The organism is Burkholderia sp. AU30280 (assembly GCF_020420125.1).
Lineage (GTDB): Bacteria > Pseudomonadota > Gammaproteobacteria > Burkholderiales > Burkholderiaceae > Burkholderia.
In genome coordinates, this window is record NZ_JAIZRY010000015.1 from 169,073 (window position 1) to 185,889 (window position 16,817).

A 16,817-nucleotide genomic window follows, 5' to 3' on the forward strand; every position below is an offset into this window, starting at 1 on the left:
GGGGCGAGGCGGATGAAGCTCTACGAGAAATTTGCAAACGACATAGAGCGACTCATTCGGCAAGGGGTATATCGACACGGCGATCGTGTGCCGTCGGTGCGGCAGGCGAGCCAGCAGCACCGGATCAGCATCACGACCGTGCTGCACGCGTATCTGCTGCTGGAGAGCCGCGGGTTGCTCGAAAGCCGGCCGCAGTCGGGCTATTTCGTGAACCTGCGGCGCGACGACGGCCATGCGCCGGTGCGCGAGCTGCGGCCGTCGAAGCCGATCGCGATCTCGTCGTCGGTCGACGTGAGCCGGCTGGTGCTGTCGACGCTGCGCTCGATCGGCACCGACGACGCGGTGCCGCTCGGCTCGCCGTATCCGGACCCGAGCCTGTTCCCGTTCGAGAAGCTGAACCGCTATGCATATGCGGCCGGCCGCGACAAGTCGCTGTGGGGCGTGACGGACGGGCTGCCGCCGGGGCATCCGCGGCTGATCCGGCAGATCGCGCGACGCTACCTGGAAAACGGGATGTCGGTGGACCCGAACGAGATCATCGTGACGGTCGGCGCGACGGAGGCGATCAACCTGTGCCTGCAGGCCGTTGCGAAGCCGGGCGACACGATCGCAGTGGAATCGCCGACGTTCTACGCGATGCTGCACGCGATCGAGCGGATGGGGATGAAGGCGATCGAGGTGGCGACGCATCCGGAATACGGGATCGACATCGCGGCGTTGGCCGCGATTGCGAAGTCGCAGCCGATCGCCGCGTGCATGGTGATGCCGAACTTCCAGAACCCGCTCGGCTTCCAGATGCCGGACGAGCGCAAGCGCGAGCTGGTCGAGTTCGCCGCGAAGGCCGACCTGCCGATCATCGAGAATGGCGTGTACAACGAACTGTATTTCGGCAACATGCATCCGAGCACGCTGAAGTCGTTCGACCGCCACGACATCGTGCTGCATTGCGCGTCGTTCTCGAAGAGCCTGACGGCCGCGTACCGGATCGGCTGGGCGCTGCCCGGGCGGTATCGCGAGCAGGTCGAGAAGCTGAAATTCCTGAACACGCTCGCGACGCCGTCGCTGCCGCAGCTCGCGATCGCGGAGTTTCTCGAGCGCGACGGCTACGAGCATCACCTGAGGCGGATCCGCAAGGCATATGCGCAGCAGGCGAACCTGATGCGTACGATGGTGTCGCGGTTCTTCCCGGAAGGCACGCGCATCTCGAGTCCGGCCGGCGGGTACGTGCTGTGGGTCGAACTGCCCGCGCAGGTCGATGCAATGCGGCTGTACCAGCTCGCGCTGGAGCAGGGGATTACGATCGGGCCCGGCTACATGTTCTCGATCACGGACAGCTACCGGAATTTCATCCGGTTGAACTACAGCAGCCCGTGGTCGCCGGAGATCGAGCAGGCGGTGATCATGGTCGGCAAGCTCGCCGCCCACTGCCTCGACTGAACGGTCCGCCGCGAGTCGCGTGTCGCGCGCGGCATCACGTCAGCCGGTACGACTGCGCGCCCGTTCCCGCGAGCGTGCCGCCGTCGACGATCAGGTATTCACGGCGAATCGGCTTGCCGTCGAACCAGCATTGCAGGATTTCCAGCGTGCCGGCCGCGTAGCGTGCCTGCGCGGACAGCGACGTGCCGGAGATGTGCGGCGTCATCCCGTTGAACGGCATCGTGCGCCACGGGTGATCGGCCGGCGCCGGCTGAGGAAACCACACATCGCCGCCGTAGCCCGCGAGATGCCCGGACGTGAGGGCATTCACGACCGCGTCGCGGTCGACCAGCTTCGCGCGCGCGGTGTTGATCAGGTACGCGCCGCGCTTCATGCGCGCGATCATCGCCGCGTCGAACAGGTGCTCGGTCGACGGGTACAGCGGGATCTGCAGGTTGACGATGTCGACGGCGCTCGCGAGCGACGCGGCATCGGCGTGATACGTGAGCCCGAGTGCCTGCTCGACCGACGCATCGAGCCGGTGGCGCTGCGTGTAGTGCAGGTGCAGGCCGAACGGCTTCAGCCGGCGCAGCACGGCAAGCCCGATGCGCCCCGCGCCGACCGTGCCGAAATGCATGCCCTCGACGTCGTAGCTGCGCGACACGCAATCGGCGATGTTCCAGCCGCCTTGCTGCGCGACCGCATGCGACGGCAAGAAGTTGCGCACCAGCGCGAGCGTTGTCATCACCACGTGCTCGGCCACGCTGATGCTGTTCGAGCCGGTGACTTCGGCGACGGTGATGCGGGCGCGCGCGGCGGCATCGAGATCGACGTGATCGGAGCCGATGCCGGCCGTCAGCGCGAGCTTCAGCTTCGGCGCGCGGGCGATCCGTTCGGCCGTCAGGTACGCGGGCCAGAACGGCTGCGAGATCACCACGTCGGCTTCGGGCAGCCGGCGCTCGAATTCGGAGTCGGGGCCGTCCTTGTCGCTCGTGACGATCAGCGTGTGGCCGTGCGCCTCCAGATAGCCGCGCAGCCCGAGCGCGCCGGACACCGAGCCGACGAGTTCTCCGGGCCGGAAGCCGGGCGGGCCGGCCGGCGTCGGCGCGGTTTGACCGTCCGCGTAGCGCGTGATGACCGGAATCGCGTCGCGCACGTAGCGCGGCGGATAGCCGTCCACGGGGTCGGGGTAGAGCACGCACAGGACGGTGGCCATCGGGTAGCACTCCTGGTGACGGGGTGAAGGCGGCACGCGGATTGCGTACGGCGCGCGACGTGCGACGTGCGCGGCGGGCAGCGGGTGTGTTGCGTCGCAACGTTGGTGACGTTCTACGCCCGTCATGGATCGCACGCAAGCTACAGTGGGTGTTTGCGTGCGCTGCGGGGACGTCTGTACCTGTTCTTTTCATGAGGGACGCCGATAATGGGATCGTTACCTGACTCTGCGGGAGCGATGTCATGTCCGGAAGCGACTCCTCGCCTTCACGTCCCGATCTCACGCAAGGCATCGCGCTCGACGATCTCGCCGACGGTGCCATGATCGAGGGCCATGTCGGCGATGCGTCGGTGCTGCTCGTGCGCCGCGCCGACGAACTGTATGCCGTGGGCGCGCAGTGCCCGCACTACGGCGCGCCATTGGCCGACGGCCTGCTCGAGGGCGACACGATCCGCTGCCCGTGGCATCACGCGGCGTTCTGCCTGCGCACCGGCGAGCTCCTGCGCGCGCCGGCGCTCGACGGGCTGCCGTGCTGGCGCGTCGAACGCCGCGACGGCCGCGCCGTCGTGCTCGACGCGCGGCCGGCCGCCGCGCCGCCTGTGCTGAATGCGGCCGGATTGCCCGCGTCGGTGGTGATCGTCGGCGGCGGCGCCGCGGCGATCGCGGCCGCGGTGACGCTGCGGCAGGAAGGCTATCCGCATCCCGTTACGCTGCTGACCGCCGATTCCGATCTGCCGTACGACCGTCCGAACCTGTCGAAAGACTATCTGGCCGGCACGGCCGACGCCGACTGGCTGCCGCTGCGTGCGCCGTCGTTTTATGCCGACCATCGCATCGATGTGCGGTGCGGCACGCGTGTCGCGCGGATCGATCCCGCGCGGCAGGCGGTCGAACTGGCCGACGGCAGCCGCGTCGGCTACGGTGCGCTGCTGCTTGCAACGGGGGCCGAGCCGAACCGGCTGACCGTGCCCGGCGCGGATCTGCCGCATGTATGCGTGCTGCGCTCGCGTGCCGATTGCGACGCGCTGATCGGCAAGCTGAAAGCGGCGCGCCGCTGCGTCGTGGTCGGCGCGAGCTTCATCGGGCTCGAAACGGCCGCCGCGTTGCGCACGCGCGGGCTCGACGTGCAGGTCGTCGCGCCCGATGCGCATCCGATGGCGCACGTGCTCGGCGAAGCGCTCGGCAGCACGATCCAGGCGCTGCACGAGTCGCACGGCGTCGTGTTCCATCTCGGTGCGACGCCCGTGCGGATCACGCCGGATAGCGTGACGCTGTCGACGGGCGACGTGCTGCCGGCCGATCTCGTGGTGGTCGGCATCGGTGTTCACCCGAACGTGGCGCTCGCGCAGGACGCGGGGCTGGCCGTCGAGCGCGGCGTGACGGTCGACCGCTTCCTTCAGACGAGTGTGCCCGGCATCTATGCGGCCGGCGACATCGCGCGCTGGCCCGATCCGCTGACGGGCGAGCGGATTCGCGTCGAGCACTGGGTAGTTGCCGAGCGGCAGGGCATCGCCGCCGCGCGCAACATGCTCGGGCAACAGCGGCCGTTCGACGCGGTGCCGTTCTTCTGGAGCCAGCATTACGACCTGACGATCAACTACGTCGGGCATGCGGAGCAATTCGATCGCGTCGAGATCGATGGCGACCTCGGCGCGCACGACTGCTCGATCGCGTACTGGCGCGGCAACACGCGGCTCGCGGTCGCGACGATCGGCCGCGATCTCGACAGCCTGAAGGCGGAAGCGGCATTCGAGCAGCAGATTGCAGCCGCGTGACAGCGGCTTGACGACATGATTCGAACCCGGAGGCGAGATGAATCCCGATGTCCGTGCACGTTTCGAAACCGAGTTTGCGCCGCGCATCGCGGCGCGTGTGCTCGGCCTGTATCAGCCTGGCGAAGTGAGGGTGGACGTCGTGCCGCACGACGGGCAGGGCGGCCCGACCTGTGTCGAGGTGATCGGCCTCACGTCGACAGTCGGATTGCCGAATCGGCTGAACGCGCGGCTCGCGTGGCGTGACGATGCGATCGATGCGTTGCTGGCCGAGCCCGACCGCAGCCGCTTCGACCGCTATCTCGCGGCGCTGCCGGTCACGATCGAACGCTGGCAGTTGGCATTGCCGGTCGATTTCAGCACGCGAACCCAGCGCGATCGCGAGATCCTGATCGGCGATCTGGATTTCGATGCGTGAAACGCGCCGCGCGATGCGCGCCGATGAACCGGTTGCCGCTAGCGGTCGCGTGTCTTGATCATCACGCGGCCCTGGTCGATGCCGCCGCGCAGTGCTTCGTCGCACGTGAGCCATTCGGGGGTGACGAGTTCGGGCGCCGGCAGGTCGACCGGCGCGCCGTCGCGGAAGATCCGCACCTGGGCGACCCACGCGCCGTTCGCGTTGCGCGTCGCATCGACGCGAATCTCGTGATCCATGAAGGTGTCGGTGGCTTGCATCGGTCGGGGCCCTCGGTCGTGCGTGAACGCGGTGCGTCGATCGTAGCAGCATGGCGCGCGCCGTGCATCGGAAACGAAGCGGAACCAGCGCGCGATTCGACATACGATTCCACATGCGCTTCGGCGCGCGCAACGGGAGCGAACCAGTGGCCTTCGACCTGACCTTTTCCATCAAGGTGTTCGCGGCGCTGTTCGCGATCATGAACCCGATCGCGAACATCCCGGTGTTCCTGTCGCTGACGGAAGGCGCGGCGGACGGCGTGCGCCGCAGGATCGCGCTGACGGCTGCGATCGGCGTGACGGTCGGCTGCATCGTGTCGGCCGTCGCGGGTGGCGCGATCCTGCATGGGTTCGGCCTGACGATCGACGACTTCCGCCTCGCGGGCGGGCTGCTGGTGCTGCTGATCGCGCTGTCGATGCTGCACGGCGCGCCGAGCCGCCAGCATTCGCCGGGCGATCACGAAGGCGCCGTGCCGGCCGCGGACGAGAGCGTCGCGATCTATCCGCTGACGATCCCGCTGCTCGTCGGCCCCGGCACGATCGCGACGATGATCGTGCTCGGGCACAGCGCGCTATCGACCGGGCAGGCATTCGCGTTCGCGCTCGGGCTTGCCGCGTTTCTCGTGCTGCTGGCCGTTTCGTTGTGGTCGGCGCCGCTGATCGGCCATTACCTGTCGCCGCGCGTGACGGCGGTGACACAACGGCTGATGGGGATGATTCTCGCGGCGATCGCGATGCAGATGATCGTCGCGAGCCTGAAGGCCGCGTTCGGGCTGCCGCATTGAGCGCGGCGCATCCGAACGCGGCCGCCTGATTTCATGGAGTGGCTGATGAATACGCTGATCGTGTTGTCCTATCCCGACCTCGCGGCCGCCCATCGCGCGCTCGCCGAACTCGATACGTTGCGCGACCGGCACGTCGTCGCGCTGTCGGGTGCGGCGCTCGTCGAGTGCGCGACCGATGGGCAGTTACGCGCGCATGCGGTCGACCCCGGCCGCACGCCGCCCGGATCGCTGCTCGACAGCGTGGTCGAGCACATCGAATCGTCGCTCGATGCATGGCGCGAGAGGCCGGTGGACGACGCGCTGATCGATCGCGTCGCGCGCAAGGCGCGCCCGGGCACCGTGTCGCTCGGGCTGGCCGCGACGCAGCTCGATATCGAGGCGCTGAGTACGGCGCTCGCACCGTTTGGTGGAGAAGTGACCGACACGACGCTGTCGATCGACGACGAACTGAAACTCGTCGAAGCGATTTCGAAAGTGCGCGACGGTGGTAGTCAGGCCGCGTCCGACTGACTGACTCGCTGCCGCCGTCGCGCGGGGGGCTCGATGCGACGCGCGTGACGCGGCAGGGTCTGATCGAACACAAGCCGTCGCGTCACCCCCTGTCGTCGTCGACGGATTTCGACATGCGAAAAGTCAGACCGGAAAGTTTGACCGCATAGGATGTCGAAGTGTGCAAAAGACGCGATCGAGACGGCTTCTCGCCGCATGATCCGCTCGAAAACGATGGCGTTCTTACCGATTGCGGCGCATTGAATCTGGCAATGCAGGTGACGTGCGCGGATAGATTTATTCGATGATCGGCGAATGCGCGACATGCCTCTCTTATACTGAGATGGACTGCTTTTCACGGGAGGACAGCCAGTCGGCACGAGAGCATCGATCATGCCGTATCGTGGTGCGACCGATGGCCGGACTTCGCTGCAACCCGCCGCGGTCCCGGCGGAGACGCGTGCCGGGCCGCTTCACAAGGAGGCACGATGCCCTACGTCCTGATCGTCGAAGATGACGCCGACACGCGGACGATGCTTGCGGCGCTCGCGCGCACGCAGCAGCTCGCCTGCGACACGGCCGCGACGCTCGAAGAAGCGCGCACGCTCGTCACGACCCATACCCCCGATCTCGTGCTGTGCGATCTCGTGCTGCCCGACGGAAACGGGATGGACCTGTTCGATGCGCTGCCCAAGCGTTCGCACTGCGAAATGGTGCTGACCACCGGCCACGCGAGCCTCGAAACCGCGATCGACGCGTTGCGGCGCGGCGCGACCGACTATCTGGTGAAGCCGCTCAACATGCAGCGGCTGAACAGCATCTTCGCGCGCGTGCCGCGCACCACGGCGCTGCACGAGGAGATCGCCGAGCTGCGCTCGGAATTGCAGCGGCTCGGCCGCTTCGGCCGCATGCTCGGCAGTTCGCCCGCGATGCAGGCGGTCTACGACGCGATCGGCCGGGTCGCGCGCACCGAGGCGTCGGTACTGCTGACGGGCGAATCGGGCACCGGCAAGGAGCTGGCCGCGCAGACGGTGCACGACCTGAGCCTGCGCCGCCGCGGCCCGTTCCTCGCGGTGAATTGCGGCGCGATTGCCGCGAACCTCGTCGAGAGCGAGATGTTCGGCCACGACCGCGGCAGCTTCACGGGCGCGGAGCGCCAGCACAAGGGCTTCTTCGAACGCGCGGACGGCGGCACGCTGTTTCTCGACGAGATCACCGAGATGCCGCTGGAGTCGCAGGTCAAGCTGCTGCGCGTGCTCGAGACGGGGCGCGTCACGCGGCTCGGCTCGACGCGCGAGATCGACGTCGACGTGCGCATCGTCGCGGCGACCAATCGCGATCCGGAAGCCGCGATGGCCGACGGCAAGCTGCGGCCCGACCTGTTTCACCGGATCAACGTGTTCCCGATTCCGCTGCCGTCGCTGCGCGAGCGCGGCGACGACATCCCGATGCTGGCCGATGCGTTCCTGCAGCAGTTCAACGCCGACAGCGGCCGGAACCTGCGCTTCGCGCCGGCCGCGCGCGAAGCGCTGAAGACCTACGCGTGGCCGGGCAACGTGCGCGAGCTGCGCAACTTCGTGCAGCGCGCGAGCATCTTCAGCGACGCCGACGTGATCGATTCGCTGCCGCCGCCGATCATGGACGAACTGTCGAACCTGGCCGATTCGCACGAGGATCGCGTGACCGTGCCGTTCGGCACGCCGCTCGAGGAAGTCGACCGGCGGCTGATCCTCGGCACGATCGCGCAATGCGGCGGCGTGAAGGCGCAGGCGGCCGAGGTGCTCGACGTCAGCCTGAAGACGATCTACAACCGGCTCGCGCAGCTCGAAGGCGAAGCGGACAAGCCGGAATCCTGATGCCGCGCCGACCGCACAAGCCGCCAGCAGCGCGACCGATGTTCGACATGTCGCGGATGCGTGCCGGCAACTTCGTCACGGCCGTGATGCTGGTCGCGATCGCGACCGTGCTGCAGGCGCTCGCGATCCGCTTCGGCGGCGTGAACCTGCCGCTCGTCCTGTACTACCCGCTGCTCGCGGGCGCCGCATGGGCGACATCGTTCCTGTTCGGCGTCGTTTCGACCGTGGTCAGCGGCCTGCTCGTGTGGACGCTGTTCCTGTCCGATCCGGCGGCCTATTCGGAGCCGCTGCCCGAGCGGCTCGTGCGGCTCGGCACGTTCGTGCTGGTCGGCGCGCTGGCCTGCGCGGTCGCGTCGATGCTGCGCCATGCGCGCTTCACGAACGACGCGGCGCTGCGCCGCGAAGCGGCTGCCCGCCGGCGGCTCGAAGCCGTGCTGCAGGCCTTGCCGCATGGCGTGATCGCCACCGATACGAACGGGCGGCTCACCTACATCAACGCAGCCGCGGCCGCGCTCGTCGGTTGCCGTCCGGACGACGCGACGGGACAGGCCGCGCGCGACGTGCTGCGGATCGTCGATCGGGACGGCCGGCGCGTGCAGTCGACACCGCTCGATCTCGCGCGCGGCGGCGCGGGTGTCGTGTCGGATCGCCACTGGCTGCAGGCGGCGGGCGGCGAGCGGGTGCCGATCGTCGAGGTCGCCGGGCCGCTCGGCGATGCGGACGGCAATGTCGACGGCGCCGTGCTGTTGCTGCGCGACGCCGGTGCGGATCGCTCGCAGGCCGATGCGTCGCGGTTGCAGCGCGCCGTGGTCGACGCGTCGCCGGATGCGATCGTCGGCATCGACACCGACGGCCGCATCGTCAGCTGGAACCCGGCCGCGCAGCGCATGTTCGGCTACGACGAGGACCATGCGCGCGGCCGTGCATTCGAATCGCTGGTCGCGATGCGCTGGCTGAAGCGCAAGCCGCTCGCCCAGGCGTTCGACGACATGCACGAAGCGGTCGGGCCGATCGACCTGCTGTGCGTCCGGCGTGACGGCCGGCGCTTTCGTGCGACCGTGTCGGCGTGCCCGGTGCGCGGCGACGCGCGCGCCTGCGTCGCGTTTTCGCTGACGCTGCGCGAAGCCGGCGCGCAGCGCCGTCGCGACTTGCGCGCGCAACGGTCGCTGCAGGGCGCGCGCGTGGCGCGCGACCAGGCCGCGACATCGAACCGCCTGAAGGACGAATTGCTCGCGACGGTGTCGCACGAACTGCGCACGCCGCTGAACGTGATCTACGGCTGGGTCGAGGTGCTGCGCAATGCGGGCGACAACGCGCTGCAGCGGCAGGCGATCGATGCGATCGACCGCAGCGCGCGCTCGCTCACGCGCATGGTCGGCGACATCCTCGACGCGTCGTCGCTCGCGACCGGCAAGCTGCAGCTCGACGCGATGCCGGTGGACGTCGTGCGGCTGTTCTCCGATTCGGTCGGCGCGTTCCAGACGGCCGCGTCGGCGGCCGGCATCATGCTCGAATTCGACTGTGCGGCATCGACCTGCGTCGTGTCGGGCGATGCCGAGCGATTGCGGCAGATGCTGTCGAACCTCGTGTCGAACGCGCTCAAGTTCACGCCGGCCGGCGGCAGCGTGACGGTCGGGCTCGTGCGCGACGACGCCCGGGTGGTGCTGACCGTCTCCGACACGGGGCAGGGCATCGTGCCGGCGTTCCTGCCCAACGTGTTCGACATGTTCCGCCGCGCGGACGATTCGCCCGCGTCGTCGCGGCGCGGGCTCGGCCTGGGCCTGTCGATCGTGCGGCATATCGCCGAGCTGCACGGTGGCAGCGTGACGGTCAAGAGTGCAGGCCGCAATCGCGGCGCGACGTTTACGGTGACGCTACCGGTCGGCTGGCAGCCGATCGGCGCGATGGCGTGGGGGAATGCGCGCGCGGACGATCATCGCGACCCGCCGATGCTCGATACGCAACGCATCCTGATCGTCGACGACGATGCGACCACGCGCGAGAGCCTCACCGCCGCGCTGACGACGTTCGGCGCGGCCGTCGCGATCGCATCGACAGGCCGCGAAGCGCTCGCGGTGGCCGCCGACCTGCGGCCGACCGTCGTGCTGTCCGATCTCGCGATGCCCGACGGCGACGGCTTCTGGCTGCTCGACGCGTTGCGGCACGCCGGCATGAACGGCGGCGGCGCGCCGCCCACGGTGCGGGTGCTGGCCGTGACCGCGCATGCGGGCCTGGCCGACGAACGCCGGGCGCTCGAGGCCGGGTTCGACGGCTATCTGTGCAAGCCGGTCGACGTGCGCGAACTGGCGGACAAGATCGTGCGCGTGACGAAGCACGACGTCTGACGCTGCGGCCATTCATTCTTCCGCTGTCGCGACGGCCCGTGCCCGCGATGCGGGGCTGACCTCGACCGGACGCGTGCAGGCCGCATCGCGCGCGGCCATCGATGCTCCGTCACGTCCGCTTCGGCTGCGACACGCCTTCGAGCGTGTTCGCGACGTCGTCGCGCGCCGGGCCGGCCGAGCGCGTCGCGATGTCCGCGAGCGACAGCATGCCGACCAGACGCTTGTCGTGATCGACGACCGGCAGGCGCCGCAACTGCGCGTCGGCCATGTAATGCTGGATCTCGTCCAGCGAATCGTCTTCGAAACACCATTCGATCGGGCCCGACGCGACCTCCTGAATCCGCGTCTCCGGCGGCTTGCCGACCGAGATCGCGCGCACCGCGAGGTCGCGGTCCGTCACCATCCCGACCAGCCGGTTGTTGTCGCACACCGGGAGGGCGCCGATGTCGTAGCGCTCCATCAGTTGCGCGGCATGGCGGATGGAATCGGTCGGCGCGATGCGCACGACGTCCTGCGACATGATTTCGTTGACGCGATGCATGACGTTCTCCTTGCGGGTGGATGGGTGGTTCTTCCGCGGATTCAGCAAGCCGCATGCCGTCCGGTACGCGCGGCCGGTCATTCGCCGCTGTGCCCGCGCGGTTCTCGCCGCGGCCTTTCGTCATGCGTATCGGGCGGCGAGCCGGCCGATGTGCCGCCACCGGGCCCGAAAGGCACGCAGGGCGACCCGCCGCCGATGCCGTACCGATTCGGCTCACGGCTTGCGCATGGCGGCGAGGTGCGCGAAATGCGTGCCCAAAACTTGCCGCCGGCTTGTAAAAAAGCCGCCTTGACGGGATGCAAGACGGGGTATGAACCCGCGCGAACCGCGACGTGAGGCGATCGGCCCGCCTGGCACGGATACTGCGTGAATCCTGGCTGAATACGAAACGAAACCCGCTAAACGTCAGGAGGATCATCGATGTCCGTCTCGCTCGCGCTGCAGATGCGACAGCATCTGGCACTTACGCCGAGGCTTCAGCAGTCGCTGCGGTTGCTGCAGTTGTCCTCGCTCGAATTTCAACAGGAACTGCGGCAGGCGCTCGATCAGAATCCGTTTCTCGAGGATGGCCAGGGCGACGAGGAGCCTGCCGCCGACGCACCGGGGCCGCAGGCCGAAGCCGCCGCGCCCGAAGCGGCGCCCCAGGCTGACGATGCTCGCCAGCCGGACGGCGAGGCACCCGAAGTGCCCGAGGTGTCCGAAGTGTCGTTGACGGCCGCGCCCACGATGCGCGGCACGAGCCGGCAGGGCGACGAGTCGGGCGGCCTGTCGCCCGGTGAATGGCTGGCCGCGGAACCGTCGCTGCATCAGCAGCTGCATGATGCGTTGCGGCTCTATCCGCTGAACCGGCGTGACCGCGAAGCCGCGCGCATCGTGATCGACGCGCTCGACGACGACGGCTACCTGCGCCAGGAGCTGGCCGAGCTGCTGGTCGCGGCGGACCCCGCGCTGCTGTTGTCGGAGCAGGATCTCGCGGTCGCGCTGCGGCTCGTGCAGATGCTCGACCGGCCCGGCATCGCCGCGCGCTCGCTGTCCGAGTGTCTCGTGCTGCAGCTCGACGCGATCCCGGCCGGCACGCCGGCGCTCGCGGAAGCGAAAGCGATCGCGCGCGAGCATCTCGAGCGGCTGGCGCGCCGCGAGACGGCCGAGATCCAGCGGCGGATCGGCTGCAACCCGCAGACGCTGCAGGCGGCCTGTGCGCTGGTGCGCGGGCTCGACCCGCGCCCCGGCAATCATTACGGCAGCACGCGCGGCGACTACGTGGTGCCCGACGTGATCGTGCGCCAGGTGCGCGACGACTGGATCGTGACGATCAACCCGGCCGTGCTGCCGCGCGCGCGGCTGCACGAACGCTATGCGACGCTGTTCGCGCAGTCGAGCGGCGAGCGCGATTCGCCGCTCGGCCAGCAGTTGCAGGAAGCGCGCTGGCTGATCCGCAACGTGCAGAAGCGCTTCGACACGATCCAGCGCGTCGGCGAATGCATCGTCGCGCGACAGCGCGATTTCTTCCGCTATGGCGAGATCGCGATGAAGCCGCTCGTGCTGCGCGACATCGCCGAGGAACTCGACCTGCACGAATCGACCGTGTCGCGCGCGACGGGCAACAAGTACATGGCCACGCCGCACGGCACGTTCGAGTTCAAGCATTTCTTCCCGCGCAAGCTCGAGGCGGCCGGCAAGGGCGTGTGCTCGGCGGCGGCCGCGAAGGTCCTGATCCGCGACATGATCGCGGCCGAGCGGCACACCGATCCGCTGTCCGATGTCGCGCTCACGCACAACCTCGCGGGTCGCGGCATCCTGCTTGCGCGTCGCACGGTGACGAAGTATCGCCAGGCGATGAAGATTCCACCGGCCGACCTGCGCCGCCGCGATGCCGCATGACGGCTGCCCGGGCGGGCCCATCGCGTGCGCGTGCCGACCGTCGCGTCGACGCGCGCGCCCACGACAGGAGCGCAACCATGCCAGCAAAATCGCAAGCTCGGCAGCGTGCCGCGGGGGCCGCGCTGTCGGCCAAACGCGGCAAGACGAAAATGAAGGACCTCAAGCCGCCGGCGAAATCGATGGCCAGGTCGATGCGCGAAAAGGAACTCGAAAAAATGGCGTCGACGCCGAGACACGGCAAACCGGAGCACCAGCGCGATGCGTGAACGGCGACGACGTGTACTGACAACTGCAGCCATCCAGGAGGTCTCCATGCTTCGATATGCCGTCATCTTCTTCATCATCGCGATCGTGGCTGCCGTGTTCGGCTTCGGCGGTATCGCGGCCGGCGCGGCCGAGATCGCGAAGATCCTGTTCTACATCTTCGTCGTGATCTTCCTCGTCACGCTGCTGCTGGGCGTCGTGCGACGATGAGCGGCGCGCCCAACCGGTCGCAGCGCATCGCGGAACTCGAGCACGCGCTCGCGAACGGTTTCCCGTCGGAGTCGGCCGTCGTCGTGCATGCGGACGACGTGTCCGGGCGGCTGACGATCCAGGTGTCGTGGGTGCGCGCGCCGGCCGACGAGCGTGCGCGCGAATGGCGTTGCGCGGTCGATCTGCGGTTCGATCCGGACGTGATCACGCGCTATGCCTCGCTTGGCGCGGCCGACCGGCTGCGCGTGCGCACGCATCTGTGCGACAGCGCGCGGCGCGCGGTGGACGAGCGCAAGCCGTGCGTCGAGGATGCGGCGATCGAATGCAACGTCGCGCTTGACGTGACACGCGCCGAACTCGACGCGGCGCTGCGCGCGCCCTGACACGAGAGCCGCATGCGAGAGGGCGGCGGGGCGATCCGCCTGACCGTTGCATCCCGAACGCGGCGAGCGCATGTCGATGCCGATTCTTCGCTCAAATACGCCGGCGCCGCCACCCGCGTGGCGGTCCGATTGCGTGGCCGCGCGCATCGTCACGAACCCGTCAGCGCCGATGTTGCAGACGGTGATACCAGTTCATCAGCGGCGTGGCGGTGATCCCGTGCGCGATCACCGAGGCCGACACGACGGCCAGCACGGGTGCCGCGAGCGGGCGCACCGTGTCGGCGGGCCCGTGTTCGAGCGCGAACAACAGGTAGTAGAACGAGCCGATTCCCCGGATGCCGAACCACGCCATCAGCCGCCGCTGGGCATGCGTTGCGCGCGAACCGGCGAGCGTGACGAGCACCGCGAGCGGCCGCACGGCGACGAACAGCAAGACGGCCAGCGCGGCCGCGCCCCACGTGAGCAGCGGGCCCGGCAGCGTCGTGAGCACGCTGCCGATCATCGTCATCACGACGGCCTCCGCGATCCGTTCGAGTTCGACCGTGAAGCCGAGCACCGATTCGGCCATGTACGCATGCGCTTTCTCCGGATGCTTCTCGGTGGCGACGACGTCGGCCGAATCGATCTGGCCGATCACTTCGCGCGGCGCGCGGTTGCCGCTCGCGCGATGTTCGACACGACGCATCGCGACCCCGGCCGCGAACGCCGCGATGAACCCGAACGCATGCGCGAATTGCGCGGCGCCGAACGACAGCACGATCAGCGCGAGCGCGAAGAAGCCTTCGAGGCCGAGCGCCTGGGCGTGGCGCGTGCGCAGCCAGCCGATCGTCTTCGTCGTGATCCAGCCGAGGCCGCCGCCGATCGCGGCCGCACCGGCGATGCCCCATAGCGCGGCGAGCGCGAACGCGCCCGATAGCGGCGGCCATCCGTGCGTCGCGTCGGGTGCGCCGCACAGCGCGAGCCCGGCCAGCGCGAACGGCAGCGCGATGCCGTCATTCAGGCCGCCTTCGCCGGACAGCGCGAAGCGCACGAGGTCGCGATCGCCCGGGTCGTGCACCTGCACGTCGTGCGCGAGCACGGGGTCGGTCGGCGCGAGGATCGCCGCGAGCAGCAGCGCGGGGCCCCAGTCGAGCCCGAATGCGAGCATCGCGCACGCGGCGAGCAGCGGCACGGTGACGCCCATCGCGAGCAGGCCGAGGCGGCACGGCACGTGCCACAGCCGGTCGGTGAGCGGCACGCGCAGCCGCAGCCCGATCGCGAACAGCGAAACGAGCAGCGCGATCTCGACGATCTCGCGCAGCAGCCGTGCATCGCGGCCGATGTCGAGCTGCAGCAGGCCGGCGCCCGACGGGCCGAGTGCGACGCCGAGCGCCAGGTAGATCATCGCGGCGCTGCACGGCAGATGGCGCAGCGCGGACGTCGCGACGCCCATGCCCATCAGCACCGCGCCGACGATCAGGTACCAGAGCGTCTCGTGCATGTGCGCCGTCCCGGCAGGCCGATTGCGTGCCCGCGCGCCGTCAGGGCTCGAGGCCGAACGCTTCGCGCGGTTGCCGCCTTGCGCGTTCGCGTGTCGTGCGGCGCGTTTTCGGCAGGTTTCGGCCCGCGCGATTCATGTCGACGTTCGGCATCGATATCGCCGACTGGAACGGCGACGCGCGGCGGCGGCCGTGTTCGGCCGAATGCTTCAGCGACGCAGCGATCGCGGCCGGATCGCCGGACTTGAGGATGCCAGGCTCGACGTCGAGCACTGTGCTTTTTTGCATGACGCCGTTGAACTCGCGCTTGCGGTGTCGCGGGGCGATGCCGCGTCAGGCGCTTGCCGTGCGTGCGGGAAGCGATGGCAGAAGACATTGCGTGGGCTCCATGGGGTTCGCGGGGACGTAATACGGGCGTTGGCGCCGCAAACCGCGTGCCGCGCGACGCATTTCACCCATGCGATGAACCCGTGCCGAGGGCGGCACGGGCGTTGCTGGAGAACACGGGCAGGACATGCCATCCCGCCATCTCGCCATCACGCAGGAGGACATCATGCAATCGCATTCCAGGATCTGGCTGGAGAACGACGAGATCGACAACGACGCCGACGATCTCGATACGACAGTCCATGTCGACGTCGCAACCGGCAGCATCATGTTTCAGGCGGCGTGGGCGCCGGCGGCCGACCCGCCACCCGAGACCGACGGGCATTCGGTCGTGCTTGTGCTCGACTGCGACACGATGGAGCGCTACGCGAATCTCGACGAAGGTACGCGGATGCGCGTGCACGCGATCCTGCACGACACGGTGCAGGACCTGCTCGACCGCGTGCCCGGCGAACACGCGACGCTGACGATCGAACTGACCGACGCGATGCTCGACGCCGCGTGTCGTCTGCAGTAACCGCGTCGATCGGCCTGCCGAGACTTGCGCGCGGACGGATTGGCAGGCACGCCGCTTGCGGCACGACCGGTACGGCACGATGCGTGCCGCCACGCTGAAGGAGGCGCTCATGAGCGGCAGGTTGGATCATTGCAAGGCCGCGATCCTCGCGGTCGACGGCTTCGACGAAGCCGAACGCGGTGCGCCGCGGCGCGTGCTCGCGGCCGAAGGCGCGCGGGCCGATCGTGTCGCGGCACGGGGCGCCTGAGACGATGCCGGCCGATTCCACCCGTCGCGTGACGCTGGTCGACGAGCCGCCCGTGTTCGACGGTGCGGCGCTGCAAGTGTGCTTCGTCGTCGACATCGATGGCGAACCGCAAACCTGCGCGATCACGGTCGAAGCGCTGGAAGACCATTTCGGCGCGCAGTCCGCGCTGGAGGCCGATCTGCGCGATGCGTTCGAGCATGGCCGCGCGCGGATCGAAGCCGTCTGCGCGGAAGTACTGGCCGACGGCAACAGCGGCGTGGTGCTGCACAGCGGCGATTTCCGCGCGCCGGCGGGCCTGTCCGGGGCGCGGCGGTCCTGACCCGACTCGCGTTCCCGGCGCGCGGTGCTCCGACCC

19 protein-coding genes are annotated in these 16,817 nt (G+C 68.9%); 14 read left to right on the forward strand and 5 right to left on the reverse strand.

What is annotated here, in order from left to right:
- Positions 1-12: 12 nt before the first annotated feature.
- Positions 13-1,437 (forward strand): PLP-dependent aminotransferase family protein, encoded by a 1,425-nt coding sequence (locus LGN17_RS29515; protein ID WP_226200600.1) that lies wholly within the window; start codon positions 13-15, stop codon positions 1,435-1,437.
- Positions 1,438-1,471: 34 nt separating this feature from the next.
- On the opposite strand, the gene LGN17_RS29520 is transcribed toward LGN17_RS29515, so the two are convergent.
- Positions 1,472-2,632, reverse strand: a complete 1,161-nt coding sequence (locus tag LGN17_RS29520) for an NAD-dependent formate dehydrogenase (RefSeq protein ID WP_226200601.1) — start codon at positions 2,630-2,632, stop codon at positions 1,472-1,474.
- A gap of 242 nt (positions 2,633-2,874) precedes the next feature.
- Here LGN17_RS29520 and LGN17_RS29525 point away from each other — a divergent pair, with 242 nt between their 5' ends.
- Both LGN17_RS29525 and LGN17_RS29530 read left to right on the forward strand, forming a co-directional pair.
- Entirely contained in the window at positions 2,875-4,407 is a 1,533-nt protein-coding gene (locus LGN17_RS29525) for an FAD-dependent oxidoreductase (protein WP_226200602.1), read from the forward strand.
- A 37-nt stretch (positions 4,408-4,444) separates the two neighbouring features.
- Positions 4,445-4,822 (forward strand): DUF5594 family protein, encoded by a 378-nt coding sequence (locus tag LGN17_RS29530; protein ID WP_226200603.1) that lies wholly within the window; start codon positions 4,445-4,447, stop codon positions 4,820-4,822.
- Positions 4,823-4,860: 38 nt separating this feature from the next.
- On the opposite strand, the gene LGN17_RS29535 is transcribed toward LGN17_RS29530, so the two are convergent.
- A complete protein-coding gene (locus LGN17_RS29535; RefSeq protein WP_175970559.1) occupies positions 4,861-5,079 on the reverse strand; it encodes a DUF6566 family protein in 219 nt (72 codons plus the stop codon).
- Positions 5,080-5,225: 146 nt separating this feature from the next.
- Here LGN17_RS29535 and LGN17_RS29540 point away from each other — a divergent pair, with 146 nt between their 5' ends.
- The 4 genes from LGN17_RS29540 (at position 5,226) to LGN17_RS29555 (ending at position 10,554) form a co-directional block, all read left to right on the forward strand.
- On the forward strand, positions 5,226-5,864 hold the full coding sequence (locus LGN17_RS29540) for a MarC family protein (protein WP_226200604.1): 639 nt from the start codon (positions 5,226-5,228) through the stop codon (positions 5,862-5,864).
- A 45-nt stretch (positions 5,865-5,909) separates the two neighbouring features.
- Positions 5,910-6,374: a DUF1269 domain-containing protein gene (locus tag LGN17_RS29545; RefSeq protein WP_226200605.1), complete on the forward strand. Its 465-nt coding sequence runs from the start codon at positions 5,910-5,912 to the stop codon at positions 6,372-6,374.
- A 467-nt stretch (positions 6,375-6,841) separates the two neighbouring features.
- Positions 6,842-8,209: a sigma-54-dependent transcriptional regulator gene (locus LGN17_RS29550; RefSeq protein ID WP_226200606.1), complete on the forward strand. Its 1,368-nt coding sequence runs from the start codon at positions 6,842-6,844 to the stop codon at positions 8,207-8,209.
- A 38-nt stretch (positions 8,210-8,247) separates the two neighbouring features.
- On the forward strand, positions 8,248-10,554 hold the full coding sequence (locus tag LGN17_RS29555) for an ATP-binding protein (protein ID WP_226200607.1): 2,307 nt from the start codon (positions 8,248-8,250) through the stop codon (positions 10,552-10,554).
- A 109-nt stretch (positions 10,555-10,663) separates the two neighbouring features.
- On the opposite strand, the gene LGN17_RS29560 is transcribed toward LGN17_RS29555, so the two are convergent.
- On the reverse strand, positions 10,664-11,095 hold the full coding sequence (locus LGN17_RS29560) for a CBS domain-containing protein (protein WP_089429609.1): 432 nt from the start codon (positions 11,093-11,095) through the stop codon (positions 10,664-10,666).
- Positions 11,096-11,515: 420 nt separating this feature from the next.
- Here LGN17_RS29560 and LGN17_RS29565 point away from each other — a divergent pair, with 420 nt between their 5' ends.
- The 4 genes from LGN17_RS29565 (at position 11,516) to LGN17_RS29580 (ending at position 13,833) form a co-directional block, all read left to right on the forward strand.
- On the forward strand, positions 11,516-12,976 hold the full coding sequence (locus LGN17_RS29565; RefSeq protein WP_226200608.1) for an RNA polymerase factor sigma-54: 1,461 nt from the start codon (positions 11,516-11,518) through the stop codon (positions 12,974-12,976).
- Between the two features lie 77 nt (positions 12,977-13,053).
- Entirely contained in the window at positions 13,054-13,242 is a 189-nt protein-coding gene (locus LGN17_RS29570) for a DUF3008 family protein (protein ID WP_226200633.1), read from the forward strand.
- A 46-nt stretch (positions 13,243-13,288) separates the two neighbouring features.
- Positions 13,289-13,450 (forward strand): DUF1328 domain-containing protein, encoded by a 162-nt coding sequence (locus LGN17_RS29575; protein WP_011349711.1) that lies wholly within the window; start codon positions 13,289-13,291, stop codon positions 13,448-13,450.
- Entirely contained in the window at positions 13,447-13,833 is a 387-nt protein-coding gene (locus LGN17_RS29580; RefSeq protein ID WP_226200609.1) for a DUF3022 domain-containing protein, read from the forward strand. Before LGN17_RS29575 ends, LGN17_RS29580 begins: the two co-directional genes overlap by 4 nt.
- Positions 13,834-13,993: 160 nt before the next feature.
- Here the strand turns inward: LGN17_RS29580 and LGN17_RS29585 are convergent, their stop codons facing one another.
- On the reverse strand, positions 13,994-15,313 hold the full coding sequence (locus tag LGN17_RS29585; protein ID WP_226200610.1) for a cation:proton antiporter: 1,320 nt from the start codon (positions 15,311-15,313) through the stop codon (positions 13,994-13,996).
- 40 nt (positions 15,314-15,353) lie between these two features.
- Positions 15,354-15,599, reverse strand: a complete 246-nt coding sequence (locus LGN17_RS29590; protein ID WP_413227059.1) for a DUF3175 domain-containing protein — start codon at positions 15,597-15,599, stop codon at positions 15,354-15,356.
- A gap of 265 nt (positions 15,600-15,864) precedes the next feature.
- Here LGN17_RS29590 and LGN17_RS29595 point away from each other — a divergent pair, with 265 nt between their 5' ends.
- The 3 genes from LGN17_RS29595 to LGN17_RS29605 all read left to right on the forward strand — a co-directional run bounded on the left by LGN17_RS29595 (position 15,865) and on the right by LGN17_RS29605 (position 16,781).
- Complete coding sequence (locus tag LGN17_RS29595) at positions 15,865-16,215, forward strand: hypothetical protein (protein WP_226200611.1); 351 nt, start codon at positions 15,865-15,867, stop codon at positions 16,213-16,215.
- Positions 16,216-16,324: 109 nt separating this feature from the next.
- On the forward strand, positions 16,325-16,462 hold the full coding sequence (locus LGN17_RS29600; protein ID WP_226200612.1) for a hypothetical protein: 138 nt from the start codon (positions 16,325-16,327) through the stop codon (positions 16,460-16,462).
- A 4-nt stretch (positions 16,463-16,466) separates the two neighbouring features.
- A complete protein-coding gene (locus LGN17_RS29605) occupies positions 16,467-16,781 on the forward strand; it encodes a DUF1488 domain-containing protein (protein ID WP_226200613.1) in 315 nt (104 codons plus the stop codon).
- The last annotated feature ends 36 nt before the right edge of the window (positions 16,782-16,817 follow it).